This window comes from Corynebacterium sp. 51B, from assembly GCF_008930785.1.
Lineage (GTDB): Bacteria > Actinomycetota > Actinomycetes > Mycobacteriales > Mycobacteriaceae > Corynebacterium > Corynebacterium megadyptis.
The window spans coordinates 87,316-102,768 of record NZ_PQMK01000003.1 but is presented as its reverse complement, the minus strand read 5'-3'; the positions used below and the strand labels follow the sequence as shown (position 1 = coordinate 102,768).

Here is a 15,453-nt window from a genome sequence, read left to right as displayed (position 1 = left end):
GGAACAGCTGGAACCATCCCGTCGGGATTCTTCGGCGGGGCCACCCATCGCCAAATTACTAGGTGTTTACAACCGGTAGCGCCTAGTACTATCTCCAACTTTCGAAGGAATATTTATGAATAAGTTTGCACGCAGCGCCTTCGCTGTCGCAGCCTCCGGTGTGCTCGTTTTGGGCTCCGCTGGGATCGCCGCCGCACAAGGGGCCCCAGGACCCGGAGGTCCTGGAACAGGCTTCGGACCGACTCCGCCTGCTGACGAGTGTAACGGCGTCATCTGTGACACCATGGAAGCAGCTCAGACCGAGGGCATGCAGCTCCACGTCCACAAGTACGACAACGCCACCCCCGGCGAGGCCGGTAACGGTACCAAGATTGGTGATACCTCCAACCTCGGCCAGCCGCTCGATGGCGCAACCTTCAAGGTAGAGAAGGTCACCGGCGTTGATCTGACCACCAACGAGGGCCAGAAGAAGGCCGAGAAGATCGCTAAGGGCACCGAAGAGGCCCCAGGTTTCTCCGACGCTGTCAGCAAGACCACTGCTGATGGTCAGGCTGTGTTCGAAATTGCAGAGATCGGCCTCTATCGCGTCACTGAGACCGCTGCACCGGCCGGCTACGAGGCCACCCAAGCCGAGCCCTTCTACGTGGCTATGCCGCTGACCGATCCGGATAACCGTCAGGGCTTCCTGCGCGAGGTACACGTCTACCCGAAGAACAAGAAGCAGGAAGACGTCGTCACCAAGTCCGTGACCGACGCCAACGCTATCAAGGAAGGCGGCATCATCACCTATGATGTCGCTGCCAAGGTTCCTTCCGGTTCCGAGTTCGCCAAGATCACCCTGACCGATAAGTACCCCTCCGCCCGTTTGGAGAATCCTGATGTTAAGCAGGTCTCCCTCGGTGACGGCACCGTACTTGATAAGGGTACCCACTACACCGTCAACGCCGACACCGACGGTGAGGTTGTTATCGACCTGACTTCGGAAGGCATCAGCCAAGTCGTAGCCAAGACTGGCGACAACCGCAAGGTGCAGGCACAGATTGACTTCACGGTCAAAGCTAACGGCGATAACGAGACCGCTCCGATCAAGAACAACGCCTCGATCACTACCTCTACCGGTGACGATGATCCGGGCACCGAGGTTGAGATTCCGGACGAGGATCAGCCGGAGACCTACTTCGGCAATGTGAAGATCAACAAGACCAACACCGCTGGTGATGGTATTGCTGCAACCTTTGACCTCTACACCTGCAACTCTGCCGATGCTATCGAGGAGAGTAACAAGGTTACCGAGGGTATCGAGGTGGAAGCCGCAGGCACCACCATCAAGGGCCTGCACGTGAACGACTACGTGAACGGCGAGGTTAAGGAAACCACCCCGACCGGCTACTGCCTCGTTGAGACTGAGTCTGCCGACGGCTACGAGCTGCTCCCTGAGCCGGTGTACTTCACCGTCGAGAAGGGCCAAGACGAGACCATCGACCTCACCACCGTCAACATCGAGAACGTCGAGTCCAACGCTGGCTTCGACCTTCCGCTCACCGGTGGTCGCGGTGTCACCATGCTGCTGGTTCTCGGTGGCGTGCTGATCGTGGGTGGTGGCGCTTACGCCTTCTACTCCAACCGTCGCCAGAACGCTGCTTCCTAATAGGAGCTAGCCACAACGGCTGACATCTCTTTCGGGGTCAGAGACTAAACAGACCCCACCTAAACCTAGAAATTCCTAATTTCATAGCCCAGTACCAATAACTAGTTAAGTATTAAGGAGGCGCCGTGACTACTACCGTTAATTCGGACGCGCCGAGGCCGACACAGGCACGTGCGGGGTCGCTCCGGCGCCGCCTCGTTCCTCTGATCATTATTCTTCTTGGGCTGGCAATCCTCAGCTACCCCGTGGTGGCCACGTATCTGGCGAACTCGCAGCAGAGCTCAGCAGCACAGGCATACTCTCGGTCGATTGTGGATAACACCACCCAAGAAGAACGGGACGACGCCATTCGTCGAGCACACGAGTGGAACGAGCAGCACGCAAACGGCCCAGTGCTCGATCCGTGGCTCGCGCGAGTCGACAAGTCGAATTCTCAATACCAGGAGTATTTGAAGCAGCTCGACCTCGCCGAAGTCATGGGGCGTATCGTCATCCCGAAGATTGAATCCGACCTCCCGATCTACCACGGAACCGATGAGGAAACACTCAATCGTGGTATCGGGCACCTCTATGGCAGTTCCCTCCCCGTAGGCGGAGAATCCACGCACACCGTACTCACCGGTCACACCGGCCTTTCCCACGCAACACTGTGGGATAACCTCACCGACGTGGAAAAGGGCGACGGTATTTATCTCAGCGTCTCCGGCCAGAAAATGAAGTATGTGGTGAGCGATATTAACGTCGTTCTTCCGGACGAAACCGATCTCCTCAAGCCAGAAATTGGCGCAGACAAGATCACCCTCATCACCTGCACACCCTACGGTGTGAACTCCCATAGGTTGCTGGTAACCGGTCAACGGGCACCGTTGGACGATGAAGAAGCCAGCCAAACATTGGACAAGACCTACACACCGTGGCAATGGTGGATGTCGCTGGTCGTGGCAATCATCGTGGCCGTGCTCATCGCAATGTTTGTGTGGATCATGAAACAGCGCCGGCGCGCCGCCGGACAAGGAGAGTAAGAGTATGCCCACCACTGCTCAACACCGCCTGCACAGTATCTGCGGCTGGATCATCGGAGCACTGCTTCTCGTAGTCATGTGCGCACCACAAGCGTGGGCCGCCGACACACCGCGACCCTCCTCTGTCGATCCCTACGCCCGTGGCGAACTCACCATCCACAAGGCGCTCGGCGATCCGCTCACCCAATTCGGCGATCCCACCAACCCCGATGCGGACCTCAGCAGGGAACCGATCCCAGGCCTGCAATTCCAGATCCAACGGGTCATGGATATAGACGAGGTGGATATAGACCTCACGACGAACGCCGGTTGGTACAAACTCAGAAAAAGCAACATTGCTGATTACTTCGAAGGCAGCGGGAGAGACGTAAGCTTGGGCCAAGTTTACACCGCAGTCACCGATGACAACGGTGTGGCACATTTCAGCGAACTGCCCATCGGTGCCTACCTCGTCCAGGAAGAGCCGAGCGCTGCACAAAAGGACTCCCTCTCTTTGGTGAGCCCCTTTATCGTCACCATCCCGACGACGAATCCCGACAATCGCAGCGAATGGACCTATAGCGTCGAAGTTAACGCCAAGGACCAGCGCATCAAGGCGAATAAGAGTGTTTCCGCAACGTGTATCGAAGCTGGAGACACCATCACCTATGGTATTTCCTCCACCACTCCGGCTCCCGATCACAACGGTGTGATCCACCGCTTCGAGATCGCCGACCCGATCTCCCCAGAACTGGAGTTCATCAAGCTGAAGTCGAAGGTAAGCATTCAGCAGCCCGGCCCGGATGGCAAGAACATCGCCTTACACACCGATGAAGACTTCTCGGTCGTGCTCACCGGCGGTGTGGCAGTGCTGAAACTCCAGGACAAGGGTCTGGAGAAGCTGGCCAAGCTCCGCAGCGGCAATCCTGAAACCACTGTCTCGTGGACCTTCGAAGCTACGGGCCCCGCCGAGGCCACGGGCCAGAAGATTCACAACCGGGGCTATGTCCTCGTCGAGGGATACCCGCAGTTCGATCCCCTCACCACTCCGGGTGTACGCACCAACCGCGTCACCACCCAAGTGGGGAACTGCACGCCCACCACCTCGGATGTACAGACCCCAGTCACCGACCCCGAGATGCCCGGTGACACGGACGAGACCACCACCCCGGCCCAGACCGGTGAACCTGGCTCGGATTCCCCCGGTAGTAGCGGCGGCGGATCCTCCCAAAGCAGCGGCGGCAGCTCCGGCCCGCTCGCCAGCACGGGTGCTAGCGTGATCGGCCTCGTGATCGCTGGTGCACTCCTCGTGGCCATCGGTACCTGGCTCACCACCCGCCGCGGACGCTCTGAATAAGAGCGAATAAACGGATACTCGCACTGCGGCCGCTTCCCCTCAGAAGGAAGCGGCCGCAGTCTTATGTTCAGCGTTCCTCCCGCAACGGCGAGAGCCGAACCCCGCCCGAGAGGCGGTGTTTAGGCATCATCGGTAATAGGTGTGACGGCCTTGGCGGCCCGGCGTGCATGGGTGCGAGCCTCCTCCACCGTTTCAGCGGTGGCCAGCGCGACTCCAAGGCGACGCCCAGGATAGCTATCCGCCTTACCAAAAAGACGAAGATCCACCTCAGGGATACTCATGGCCTCAGAAATGCCGGTATAGCGCACGGCATGGCCATCCTCAGCACCATTAATCACCGCGGCGGCACCAGGCGAGGTGAGCGTGACATCGACGAAAAAGCCCATCACGGCCCGAGCATGCAATTCGAATTCCGAGAAACGCTGCGTGGCCATGGTGACCATTCCGGTATCGTGCGGCCGCGGCGCCACCTCTGAGAAGTACACATCGTCGCCTTTAACGAAGAGCTCGACACCAAATACCCCGCGCCCCGACAGCGCATTGGTAATGCGGGCGGCGATAGAGCGCGCCAGATCACGGGTGGATTCCGACATCGGGGCCGGCTGCCAACTCTCCAGGAAATCACCGCTCGATTCGGCGTTATCGCTCGCGCGTCCAGCACTCATGCCACCTAATTCTGCGACTTCTCCCAGCCGGGTATGGCCGATGGGTTCACAGAACCACGTGGCCTCAGAATCCGAGTAGGGGTCCTTGGAACGCACGGTGAGGATCGTCACCTCGTAGTCGAAATCCACGAATTCCTCGGCGATCACCTGCGCTGGGCCGCCATCGATGGCATCCAGCGCGTTCTCCCACGCCTGCTCCACATCCGCCATGTCCCGTACCAGAGTCTGGCCGCGGGCGGCAGTGCCCTGATTGGGCTTCACCACACAGGGCAGTCCTACGTTGAGTACCGCCTGTTTCAGCTCTTCTAGAGAAGTAGCAAAGGCGAAACGACAGGTAGGCACCCCCAGCTCATAGGCGGCGAGCTGTTTGAGTGTTTCCCGCGAATTCGTCATCTTCGTGGCGTGAGTAGACGGCACCACAGTCGAGAGACCCTCGGCCTCAATACGCTCGAGAGTGGTGGAATCCACCTGCTCGGTTTCGGGCACGAGATAGTCGGGGCGCACCCTATTCACGAGCTCGTAGAGCGCCTCGCCATCGCGCACATCGAGCACATAGGCGGCGTGGGCCACTTGGTGGGCGGGGGCGTTTTCATAGCGGTCCACGGCGTGTACTTCTACTCCGAGCCTTTGGAAGGCGATGGCCACCTCCTTGCACAGTTCGCCGGCTCCGAGCAGCATCACTTTCGTGGCGGTATCGGAAAGGGCGGTACCGATCCAGTCTTGGGAATACACGCAGTGCCTCTTTTCCACACGGGTCGTAGGAATTAATGAGCTCTATTCTAGTGGGCGGTGAAGCAATAGGAAGAAGGCACCGACACATAACGTAGGCAGAAATTGGTCGGCGCGGTAGAGTTTAAACATGGCTTATCACGCAGATTCAGCGGATCTACCCGAGAAAGAAATCCTCACCTGGGACGGTTTCGGCCGCGCTTCCCGCGAGCTCGCCCAGACGGTTGTCAATGACGGTTTCACACCAGACATCATTGTGGCCGTCGCCCGCGGCGGCCTCGTGCCGGCTGGAGCGCTGTCCTATTCCATGGGCGTCAAGCTGTCTGACGCCATCAACGTGGAATTCTATACCGATGTGCACGAGACCTTGCCGGATCCGGTGCTGCTGGAGCCGCTGCTGGATATCGAGGCGATTAGCGATAAGAAGCTGCTCGTAGTCGATGATGTCGCTGATTCCGGCCGTACTCTTTCCTTGGTGCTCAAGCTTTTGGCCACCCACGGCGCCGATGTGCGCTCCGCGGTGCTCTACGCCAAGCCGACCAGCGAAGTAGATCCCACCTATGTGTGGAAACGCACAGCCGAGTGGATCGTGTTCCCCTGGTCCGCGGAACCGCCGGTGGAAGCCGAGTAAACGGCCGCGTCACTCTTGTCCCGATTGCGCCCTGCACCCTTATACTGCGGTGCGGGGCGCGCTGCGTTGCACCTCTGAGGCGCGAACGGGCGGATAAGAGTGCCCCGCATCTTCCACGAGGGGGATACGTGGATTGGTGCTTGCGCGAGCGCTCTCTACTAGGCGCTAGCGGCGGCCTAGGCCGGCGAGGGAAAAGAGCTTCGCTACGGCGTATACCAGCGCGGCCGTCAATCCGATACAGCCGCCGGCGGAGAGCTCGAACATCACAGCTACCGCCAGACCACTCAAGCCCATGACTATGCCCATCACTGGCGCAATGAGCAGCAAGGTACTGGGCCGGGTGGCAAATATGGCTACCGTGGCAGCGGGTGCGGCCAGCAAGGCGATGGACAAAATGGTGCCCACTGCCGGAATCAGCGCCACCAAGGTGAGCACGATGAGAGCGCTGATCAGCGCTTGGGTGAGGCTGCGTCGATGCGCCACTCCAAAACCGGCTGGGTCGAAAGCAAAGAACACCAGCCGCCGCCATCCTCCAGCGAGCACGAGGAGAACGCTGGCGAGCAGGATCAGCGCGAGCGTCACATCGGTTCGGGTCACGGTGAGCACGCTGCCCACGAGGAAGCTCTCCACTTTAATCGGTAGCGGCGCGAAGAGCTTATTGAGGAAATAACCTAGGGCGAAACCGGTGGTAAGTACTATTCCCGCCGCAGACTGGGACGTGCCCACCCGCGAGAGCGAAAAGAGGGCACCAATGGGCCAACACATCACCAGCGCGCCGATAAAGAGCGCGAGTGACAGCTGAGATTGGTTCAAGCCTAGGGCGGCACCGATAATCACGCCCACGACCGCACCGGGAAAGGTGGCGTGGGTGATGGCCTCTGCAAAAAAGATTTGCTTATTCAATAGGGCGAGGCTGCCGACCAGACCAGCGAGCGCACCTACGACAATGAGCTCCACAATGGGAAGCATGAGAATACCGAGCATGAGTGGCTCACCTCCTTGTCGCGGTGCGGCTGCGACGATCCTGCAGCAAACGAATGAGCAGAAACACAAAGTACATCGCCACCACAGACAGTGCTACGACTGCCTGGGGCGAGATTGGTCCTAGCGGAACCAGGCTCAACCCGACGACGCCGGAGACCACCGAGATGCCGATGGCAAGGGGAATCATGTGCTGGACGCGGTGCACCACCAGCCGCGCTGCGGCGCCGGGAACGATGATGAAGCCGATCACCAGCAGCACGCCGATGGCGGCGGCGGAGGCCACTACCACGGCAGCGATTGCAGCGTTGATCGTGAGGTCCACGATTAACAGATTCACCCCAGCGGCTTGGGCGCCATCGCGGTCAAAGGCGGTAAATACCTGGGTGGACCAGGTGGCAATCAGCAACACGAGGGCCACAGCGAATACTGCGAGCGCCGTGGTGAGCCGACTATCGGTGATTTCGAGGAGACGGCCGAACATCAGTGCCTCTAACTGCCCAGAGCGATCTCCCTTGTAGAGGGAGATGATCACGCCGAGCGAAAAGAAACCGGTAAGCACAATGGCCACTCCGGATTCCCCGACCTGGGCGCGGGACACAAGGGCGAGCACAATGGCTACCACCACCGCCACGGCCGAGGCGGCGGGCATGATCATATCGATCCCACCAAACACCGCCCCAGCCACCACTCCGGGGAAGATGGCGTGCACGCTGGCCTCGGCATTGAACTCGAGGCTGCGGAGGTTCACAATAACCCCCAGCACGCCACTCACTACGCCGAGGGCGAGCAACAAAATGAGGGGGCGGAACATGAAAGGGGTCATGCCCACTTGGTGAGCCAGCTCAGTCCACATAGGCCGCAACCACCTCACTCACCGGTCCGAACTGCGGGGGATTCAACAGCGCCAGAACGCTATCGCACGCCCCCTCCGCCAGTTCATAGTCATGGGTGGAGGCGATCAGGGCCGTTCCCTTGCTCTTGAGATCGTTGAGCAGATCCAACAGGATCTCACGATTGGCCGTATCAAGGCCATTGAAGGGCTCATCGAGTAGCACCAGATCGGGTTGGGTCACGATGGCCCGTGCGAGAAGCACGCGCTGTTGCTGGCCTCCCGAGAGGCTGCCGAAGTGGGAGCCGGCGCGGTCGCCGAGGCCCACCTTCTCTAAAGCCTCCCGCACCCGGCGCTTATGTTTACCCAGAGGCTGGAAGAAGCGCAGCTGGGCGAGCACTCCCATGGCCACTACGTCGAAAGCAGTGACGGGGAAGGTGCGATCAATATCAGCCACCTGTGGCACATAGGAGATGCGGGGGGCGTGTACCTCTACCTCGCCAGAGCACAGCCGAGCAGTGCCCACGATACCGCGCAGTACCGTGGTTTTACCGCAGCCATTGGGGCCGATAAGCGCCAAGCCCTCGCCGGTGTTGACATGGGCGGTGACAGAATCGACAACGGTAGGGCCGCCATAGCTGAAGGAGGCGTCGCGAAGCGACACTATCATCGCAGCTGCTCCGGTAGCTCGGCGACCTGACCATCCCATGCATTCACCACGGTGTTCACGTTGTGTTTGATGGAGCCGATGTAGGTCTCGCCCTCAGTGCCAGCCGGGCCGAGCGAATCGCCATAGAGGGCGTCATCGCCCACCACCGCCTTCACGCCAGCGGCCTTGGCGACAGCCTCGATGGACTTAGAGTTATTGGAGTTCTCCGCGAACAGTACGGTGGCGCCCGACTCCCTCACCGTCTCTGCGGCTTCGTTGATGTGGCTGGCAGTGGCGTCTTGCTGATCGGAGAAGTCGCTCAGCGCGGCGCCAATGAAGTCCACGCCGTACTCCTTGGAGAAGTAGCCAAAGGCATCGTGGCTGGTGAAGAGCACTGGGTTGTGTACGGTGCTGATGGACTCGCGGGTCCACTGATCCAGCTGCTTGAGCTTGGCGGTGTAGTCCTCCACCTTCTGGTGGATTTCGTCCTTCAGCTCAGTGTTGCCGCGCTCATCAGCTTCTTTTTCGAGAGCGTAGCCGATGTTTTCCACCTGAATCTGGGCGTTCTTTGGTGAGGTCCACACGTGTGGATCGTAGGTGAAATCTGCCACCTCGCCGGGATCTGGGGCGAAGGGCCATGGGGCGACGTCCACTTGAGCAATGCCGCGGTCAATGTCATAACGGCCGCTTTCAGACTTCTCCAGCTCCGACTTCTTGTCGGTGGGTGCCTCATCCACATCGCTGGCGGTGAGCACACCGGTGGTAACCAGCATGGTTCCGGAGAACCCGCTGGAATCGAAGGCCGAATCAAGGAAGTGCTCGAGGTCAACACCGTTGACCATGACCAGATCGGCCTCGGAGGTCTTGACGAGCTGCTCGTGGGTCATCTCCAACTGATGTGCGGTGGCATTGGGTGCCAGCAGGCAGGTGAGATCCACCTGGGCGAGATCGAGCTGTTTCACGTAGTCACAAATTTGGGTGGTGGAGGCCACCACCTTGATGTCGTCATCTGAAGATTCAGAGTCGGAGCTGCAGGCGGCCAGGCCGCTGCCAAGAAGGGCAGTGGAGGCCACAGCTGCGAGTACGCGCCTAGAGTAGATGTTCATTGTTGTCCCATCGAGTGGAAGAAATCAGTCAAATTCGTGCCGATGTCGCCCTGAGAGACAACAAGGCGGATCTATCATCGACCTTTAAAGTTTTGCATATTGATAGCCTAAGTTCAATGCGTTGAATATTTGTGTGCAGGTGTGTTTGCTCACGTGGAAAAACCCCGTCCCTCCGAGTGGAGGAACGGGGTCACACGCGGTGAGTGTATTAGGAGTCGAGCGGCTGCGGCTCGATCTTCCATACCTCTTCTGCGTAGTCGCGAATGGTGCGGTCAGAGGAGAAACGGCCGGAGGAGGTGATGTTGATCCATGCCTTCTCGGACCACGCCTGCTGATCGGCATAGTCGGCGGCCATGCGGTCGCGGGTGGCGCGGTAATCGGCGAAATCGCCCAGCAGGTAGTAGACATCCGCCGGTTCCCAGTTGTTGGAGTTCAACAGGGACCAGTGGAGATCGTGGAACCAGCCGGAGCCGGAATCGTCCAGAGTGCCGTCGACAAGCGCATCGAGTACCCGCTTCAGCCCAGGAACAGTTTCATACTCGTGCCGCGGGTCATAGCTCTTGCGTAGTTCGGGAAGCTCCTCTTCCGTTGCGCCAAAGATATAGGCATTCTCATCACCCACCGAGTCGAGGATCTCCACATTGGCGCCGTCGAGGGTGCCCAAGGTGAGCGCGCCGTTCATCATGAACTTCATGTTGGAGGTACCCGAGGCCTCCTTACCGGCGGTGGAGATCTGCTCGGACACATCGGCGGCAGGAATGATCTTCTCGGCGGGGGAGACGTTGTAGTTCTCCACGAACACCACCTTGATGGTGTCATTCACCGCGGGATCATTGTTCACCATACGGCCCACCTCGTTGATGAGCTTGATGATGGCCTTGGCGCGAACATAGCCAGGGGCGGCCTTCGCACCGAAGATGAAGACGCGCTTCGGCACCTCCAGCGCTGGGTTGTCCTTGATGCGGAAGTACAGATCCAGCACATAGAAGATATTGAGCAGCTGGCGCTTGTACTCGTGGAGGCGCTTGATCTGCACATCGAAAATGGCGTCCGGGTCGATCTCCATGCCGCTGCGGTTGCGGATCCACTCCGCAAACTCCACCTTGTTGGCGTGCTTGATCTCACTCAGGCGCTGGTAGATCTCCGGGGTGCCCTTCTCGCGATAGTCGGCGAGAACATCCAGCTGTCGCACCCACTCATCAGAGCCGGTGACCTCGGTGAGCAGCTCCGCCAGGCGCGGGTTGCACTGGTTGAGCCAGCGGCGCGGGGTGACACCATTGGTCTTATTGTTGAACTTCTCCGGCCAGATGTCGTGCCACTCGCCCAGGGTTTCGCGCTTGATGATCTCGGTGTGCAGTGCGGCCACGCCGTTGATGGAGTAGGCGGCATAGCAGGCGATCCACGCCATGTGCACCGAGTTATTGGATACCGGCGCCATGTAGTCGATGGTGTCCTGGGGCAGACCGCGCTCCGCCATGTCGATGCGGAAGCGGCGATCGATCTCGCGCACGATCTCCATGATGCGCGGGAAGAGACGATCAAAGATCGAGCACTCCCACGTCTCCAGGGCTTCGGCCAGCACCGTGTGGTTGGTGTAGGCGAAAGTCTCGGACACGATATCCCAGGCCTTCTCCCAGCCCATGCCGTGCACGTCCATGAGCAGGCGCATGAGCTCCGGGATGCCGAGCACCGGGTGGGTGTCATTGAGCTGCACCGAGTTGTACTTAGCGAAGGTGGAAAGATCGCCGTGTTGGGCCAGGTGGTTCTCCACGATCTCCTGCAGGGAGGCGGAGACAAAGAAGTACTGTTGGCGCACGCGCAGCACCTTGCCCTCGAAGGTGGTGTCGTTGGGGTAGAGCACGCGCGAGATGTCCATCACGGCTTCGCGGCCCACGATGGCGTCGGTGAAGCGCTGGGAGTTGAAGGCATCGTAGTCGAACTCCTGCATCGGCTCGGCTTTCCACAGCCGCAGGGTGCCCACATTGTCGGTGCCATAGCCGGTGATCGGCATGTCATAGGGCACGGCCCGTACCTGCATGTCGTTGTAGCTAATGATGCGCTGTTCGTGGATGCGGCGAATGATGAAGGGGTAGCGCTCCTCCATCCAGGAATCGGGGTGCTCGGTCTGGAATCCATTATCGAACTCCTGCTTGAACAAGCCATAGCGGTAGAGGATGCCATAGCCCACCACGGGCAGGTCTTGGGTGGCGCAGGAATCCAAGAAACATGCGGCAAGACGCCCCAAGCCGCCATTGCCCAGTGCGGCGTCCGGCTCCTCTTCCAGCACCTCAGAGAGGTTCAAGCCATAGTTCTTGGCGGTGGCGGCGGCCTCATCGAACAACCCCAGGTTAAGCAGGTTATTCAGCAGGGCGCGGCCCATGAGGAACTCGGCAGACAGGTAGTGCTGCCGGCGGCCCTTCTTATACAGCTCGGTGGTGGCCGCCCAGTTTTCGGCCAGGGCGTCCATTGCCGTGGCGGACAGCCCCTGCCAGAACTCCATGGTGGTGGAATCCGTGGGGGTGCGGCCAGATACCGAGCGGATATGCCCGCCGGCTGCCTCGTGGAATGTCTGCGTCATCTCTATAAACCTTCTCTCACACTATGGGTAAATCAACGCAGACCACCTTAGCTGAGAGCCAGCAACTTGTAGAGTTGTCCCGAGCCGCAGGCACATGGATATTACCCAGCTCACAACCTGCGACGCCGCATACACGAAAGCAGCGCCCGCCGCGGCCCCGTATGGGCGGCGACGGGCGTGAATCCGGTCGTGGCTTATGACTAGATTTCGTATTCGGGGTGGGCATGGCGCACCATGTCATCCCACTCCACAATCTTCTTGCGTTCGCGGCCCTCGGCCTCACCGGCAGCGCGCTCGGCGGCATCAAGGTTATGCCAGCCCGCCCAGGTGGTATAGGGCACCTTGCGCTCCTCGAGCAGCTCAATAATGGCATTCTCGTCCGGGTGGGCGGGGGCCTCGAGGGTGCCGGCCTCATAGTCCTTAAGCAGCATAGCGGTAGTTTCCTTGGCGTCGGACTTGGTATTGCCGATCAGCCCCACGGGACCGCGCTTGATCCAGCCGGTGGTGTACAGCTTCGGCAGGGGCTCGCCGGTCTCGGAGTCCAGTACGTGGCCGCCATCGTTGGGGATCACCGCGCGCTGGGAGTCGAAGGGCACATCCTTCACCTCATCGGAGCGATAGCCGATGGCGTGGTACACGGCCTGGGCCGGCCACACGGTGTACTCGCCGGTGCCGGTGACCCCACCATTGCCGTCGAGCTGCATGCGCTCGGTCTTGAGGCCGCTCACGTGCCCATCCTCGCCGAGGATTTCTACGGGGGACTCGAAGAAGTGGATGTAGAGCTTGTGTGGCGCATCTTGGGGATCACGGATGGCGTATTGCTCCAAGGTGGAGCACACGAGATCCTGCGACTTGGAGGTGCGGCGGGCATCGATGGAGGCTTCGTCGTAGTCAATATCCTCCGGGTTCACCACGACCTCGATGGTGGGGGAGTGATCCAGCTCCTTCAGCTCCAGCGGGGTGAACTTGGCCTGGGCGGGGCCGCGACGGCCAAAAATGTGCACCTCGCGAGCCCGGTTGGCCTTGAGGTTGTCATAGACATTGTCTGGAATCTCGGTCACGTGCAGCTCATCGCCGGTCTTTGCCAAGATGCGGGCGATATCGAGGGCCACATTGCCCACACCGATCACGGCTACCTGCTCGGCGTCGAGGTTCCAATTGCGCTCGAAGTCCGGGTTGCCGTCATAAAAGCCCACGAACTCGCCGGCGCCATAGGCCTCGGGCAGATCCGCCCCGGGCACCTCGAGGGCGCGGTCGCCGGTAGCGCCGGTGGAGAAAATGATGGCGTCATAGAAATCGCGGAGCTCATCGACGGTGATGGTGCTGCCCACCTCGATATTGCCGAGCAGGCGCAGCTGCGGCTTATCCAGCACGCGGTGCAGCGATTGGACGATGCCCTTAATACGGGGATGGTCTGGAGCCACGCCATAGCGGATCAGGCCGAAGGGGGCGGGCATCCGCTCGAAGAGGTCGATGGAGACCTCGTGACCGGACTTCATGAGCAGGTCAGAGGCGTAAATGCCGGCGGGGCCGGCGCCAACTACGGCGACGCGAATCGGGCGAGACATCGTATCCTTCACTTGTGCTGGTTGGGGGCATTATCTGCAGCGTCGCCGGCGCAGGAGGATGATGCGGCGGCGACGCTAATCCGAATTTACCTTACGCTGGGCAAACACAAACTGCCAGTGGCCTGCGTCGGGGCGTGTCAGGCAAGCCTCACTCTCCCGAGGTGTGTGTTTTGCCACAAATATAGTGTGGGTAGGTGTGCCTACTCGGCTGATATGTCCAGCGCGCACCGGTATTCTGTGTCCCAGTAAGGTTTAGTGGCCATATCGATAGATGTACTACGTTACCGCTACACTTATGCGGTGAATCACATACAACGAATCAGTAGCGATGTGCCAGAAGGAAAGGTTCGATTATGACCGCCGTACTGTTGAGTGCTCTTGGTGTCAATCTCGCCACCTATGATCCCACTCTTCTTGCCCAGCATCTCAACCTTAAGCCCCAATCGCTTATCGACGGCGCCCCGCAGCTGTCCACCGTGCTCGGTAGCAGCTATCCCGAGGACGCCCTGCTGTGCGGCACCGGCGATCTCGATTTTGATGCCCGCGCCGCCGCCGGCCTCGGCGTACCGCTGGTGTTGCTCGCCGACGCCTCCGCCGCCACCATCGAGCTGGCCACCCAGAAAGCAGCCGACCATCACGCGCCTGCCGCCGCGGTGTTCGCGCCGGGCGAGGAGGCCTCTATTAATAAGGAGGAGTTGGTTGCCACGGAGCCGGTGATGAGCCCCGAGCTCTTCGAGCACTCCCTGCTGCAGCAGGCCCGCGCCATCGGCGCGCGGATCGTGCTGCCCGAGGGCGATGATGATCGCGTGTTGCAGGCCGCCGCGCAGCTGCTCGCCGCCGAGGTGTGCGAGCTGACCATTCTGGGCGATCCGGAAGATATTTCTTCCCGCGCCGCCGCGGCAGGACTGGATCTCTCCCGTGCCGAGCTGGTGAATCCTCTCACCACCTCCCGCGCCGAGGACTATGCCGCCGAGTTCGCACGGCTGCGGGAAAAGAAGGGCGTAACTATCGAGCGGGCCCGCGAGCAGATGAAGGACGTCTCCTATTTCGCCACCATGATGGTGCACTGCGGCGACGCCGATGGCATGGTCTCGGGGGCGGCCCACACCACTGCCGAGACCATCCGCCCCGCCCTGCAGATCATTAAAACCACCCCAGATGCCTCCGTGGTGTCCTCCGTGTTTTTCATGGTGCTGCCCGGACGGATCTGGGCGGTGGGCGATTGCGCGGTGAACCTGAACCCCACCGCCGAGCAGCTGGGTGAGATCGCCGCGATTTCTGCTCGCACCGCCCGCCAGTTCGGCCTCGATCCCAAGGTGGCCGTGCTGTCCTATTCCACCGGCTCCTCCGGCGCCGGCCCCGATGTAGATCGCGCCGTTGCTGCCGTGGAGGCCGCCCGGGGTATCGACCCAGAGCTGCGCATCGATGGTCCGCTGCAGTTCGACGCCGCCGTTACCGCCTCCGTCGCTGCCAAGAAGGCCCCAGATTCCCCGGTGGCCGGCGCGGCGAATGTGTTGATATTCCCTGATCTTGAGGCGGGCAATATCAGCTACAAGGCTATCCAACGCACCGCTGGCGCCCTGGCCGTGGGGCCGGTGCTCCAGGGGCTGAACGCGCCCGTCAATGATCTTTCCCGCGGCGCGACGGTGCCCGATATCGTCAATACCGTGGCCATTACCGCCATCCAGACCGGAGGACACCGCTAACT

The 15,453-nt window shown here is 60.4% G+C and carries 12 protein-coding genes; 5 read left to right on the top strand and 7 right to left on the bottom strand.

Translation table 11 applies throughout. The annotated features are described in order from the left end of the window. The first annotated feature begins 115 nt into the window (after window positions 1-115). The 3 genes from GBB14_RS04880 to GBB14_RS04870 all read left to right on the top strand — a co-directional run bounded on the left by GBB14_RS04880 (window position 116) and on the right by GBB14_RS04870 (window position 4,006). Window positions 116-1,648 carry a SpaH/EbpB family LPXTG-anchored major pilin gene (locus tag GBB14_RS04880; RefSeq protein ID WP_151530148.1) on the top strand — a complete coding sequence of 511 codons (1,533 nt, stop codon included), beginning with the start codon at window positions 116-118 and terminating at the stop codon, window positions 1,646-1,648. Window positions 1,649-1,773: 125 nt separating this feature from the next. After that, the gene (locus GBB14_RS04875; RefSeq protein WP_151530149.1) at window positions 1,774-2,670 is read left to right on the top strand and encodes a class C sortase; all 897 of its coding nucleotides are present in this window, start codon (window positions 1,774-1,776) and stop codon (window positions 2,668-2,670) included. Window positions 2,671-2,674: 4 nt separating this feature from the next. Continuing rightward, window positions 2,675-4,006, top strand: a complete 1,332-nt coding sequence (locus GBB14_RS04870; protein ID WP_151530150.1) for a SpaH/EbpB family LPXTG-anchored major pilin — start codon at window positions 2,675-2,677, stop codon at window positions 4,004-4,006. Window positions 4,007-4,125: 119 nt separating this feature from the next. On the opposite strand, the gene GBB14_RS04865 is transcribed toward GBB14_RS04870, so the two are convergent. Continuing rightward, window positions 4,126-5,403, bottom strand: coding sequence for a phosphoribosylglycinamide formyltransferase 2 (locus GBB14_RS04865; RefSeq protein WP_151530151.1), 1,278 nt, complete (start codon window positions 5,401-5,403; stop codon window positions 4,126-4,128). A 127-nt stretch (window positions 5,404-5,530) separates the two neighbouring features. On the opposite strand from GBB14_RS04865, the gene GBB14_RS04860 reads away from it, so the two are divergent. Next, window positions 5,531-6,031 carry a phosphoribosyltransferase gene (locus GBB14_RS04860; protein ID WP_151530152.1) on the top strand — a complete coding sequence of 167 codons (501 nt, stop codon included), beginning with the start codon at window positions 5,531-5,533 and terminating at the stop codon, window positions 6,029-6,031. A gap of 165 nt (window positions 6,032-6,196) precedes the next feature. On the opposite strand, the gene GBB14_RS04855 is transcribed toward GBB14_RS04860, so the two are convergent. The 6 genes from GBB14_RS04855 to GBB14_RS04830 form a co-directional block, all read right to left on the bottom strand. Then, on the bottom strand, window positions 6,197-7,015 hold the full coding sequence (locus GBB14_RS04855; RefSeq protein WP_151530153.1) for a metal ABC transporter permease: 819 nt from the start codon (window positions 7,013-7,015) through the stop codon (window positions 6,197-6,199). A 7-nt stretch (window positions 7,016-7,022) separates the two neighbouring features. Continuing rightward, the gene (locus GBB14_RS04850) at window positions 7,023-7,868 is read right to left on the bottom strand and encodes a metal ABC transporter permease (protein WP_151530154.1); all 846 of its coding nucleotides are present in this window, start codon (window positions 7,866-7,868) and stop codon (window positions 7,023-7,025) included. Then, entirely contained in the window at window positions 7,858-8,514 is a 657-nt protein-coding gene (locus GBB14_RS04845) for a metal ABC transporter ATP-binding protein (protein WP_151530155.1), read from the bottom strand. The genes GBB14_RS04850 and GBB14_RS04845 overlap by 11 nt, the downstream gene beginning before the upstream one ends. Next, window positions 8,511-9,599, bottom strand: coding sequence for a metal ABC transporter substrate-binding protein (locus GBB14_RS04840; RefSeq protein ID WP_151530156.1), 1,089 nt, complete (start codon window positions 9,597-9,599; stop codon window positions 8,511-8,513). The genes GBB14_RS04845 and GBB14_RS04840 overlap by 4 nt, the downstream gene beginning before the upstream one ends. A gap of 208 nt (window positions 9,600-9,807) precedes the next feature. Beyond that, window positions 9,808-12,177 (bottom strand): glycogen/starch/alpha-glucan phosphorylase, encoded by a 2,370-nt coding sequence (locus tag GBB14_RS04835; protein WP_151530157.1) that lies wholly within the window; start codon window positions 12,175-12,177, stop codon window positions 9,808-9,810. Window positions 12,178-12,377: 200 nt separating this feature from the next. Further along, window positions 12,378-13,745 carry an FAD-dependent oxidoreductase gene (locus tag GBB14_RS04830; protein WP_151530158.1) on the bottom strand — a complete coding sequence of 456 codons (1,368 nt, stop codon included), beginning with the start codon at window positions 13,743-13,745 and terminating at the stop codon, window positions 12,378-12,380. Between the two features lie 350 nt (window positions 13,746-14,095). On the opposite strand from GBB14_RS04830, the gene pta reads away from it, so the two are divergent. Further along, a complete protein-coding gene (gene pta / locus GBB14_RS04825) occupies window positions 14,096-15,451 on the top strand; it encodes a phosphate acetyltransferase (protein ID WP_370451592.1) in 1,356 nt (451 codons plus the stop codon). The last annotated feature ends 2 nt before the right edge of the window (window positions 15,452-15,453 follow it).

Excerpts from the sequence above, each read along its gene's own strand:
- GBB14_RS04880 (WP_151530148.1), top strand. The coding sequence starts at position 116 with ATGAATAAGTTTGCACGCAGCGCCTTCGCTGTCGCAGCCTCCGGTGTG.
- GBB14_RS04870 (WP_151530150.1), top strand. The coding sequence starts at position 2,675 with ATGCCCACCACTGCTCAACACCGCCTGCACAGTATCTGCGGCTGGATC.
- GBB14_RS04860 (WP_151530152.1), top strand. The coding sequence starts at position 5,531 with ATGGCTTATCACGCAGATTCAGCGGATCTACCCGAGAAAGAAATCCTC.
- GBB14_RS04855 (WP_151530153.1), bottom strand. The coding sequence starts at position 7,015 with ATGCTCGGTATTCTCATGCTTCCCATTGTGGAGCTCATTGTCGTAGGT.
- GBB14_RS04850 (WP_151530154.1), bottom strand. The coding sequence starts at position 7,868 with ATGTGGACTGAGCTGGCTCACCAAGTGGGCATGACCCCTTTCATGTTC.
- GBB14_RS04845 (WP_151530155.1), bottom strand. The coding sequence starts at position 8,514 with ATGATAGTGTCGCTTCGCGACGCCTCCTTCAGCTATGGCGGCCCTACC.
- GBB14_RS04840 (WP_151530156.1), bottom strand. The coding sequence starts at position 9,599 with ATGAACATCTACTCTAGGCGCGTACTCGCAGCTGTGGCCTCCACTGCC.
- GBB14_RS04835 (WP_151530157.1), bottom strand. The coding sequence starts at position 12,177 with ATGACGCAGACATTCCACGAGGCAGCCGGCGGGCATATCCGCTCGGTA.
- GBB14_RS04830 (WP_151530158.1), bottom strand. The coding sequence starts at position 13,745 with ATGTCTCGCCCGATTCGCGTCGCCGTAGTTGGCGCCGGCCCCGCCGGC.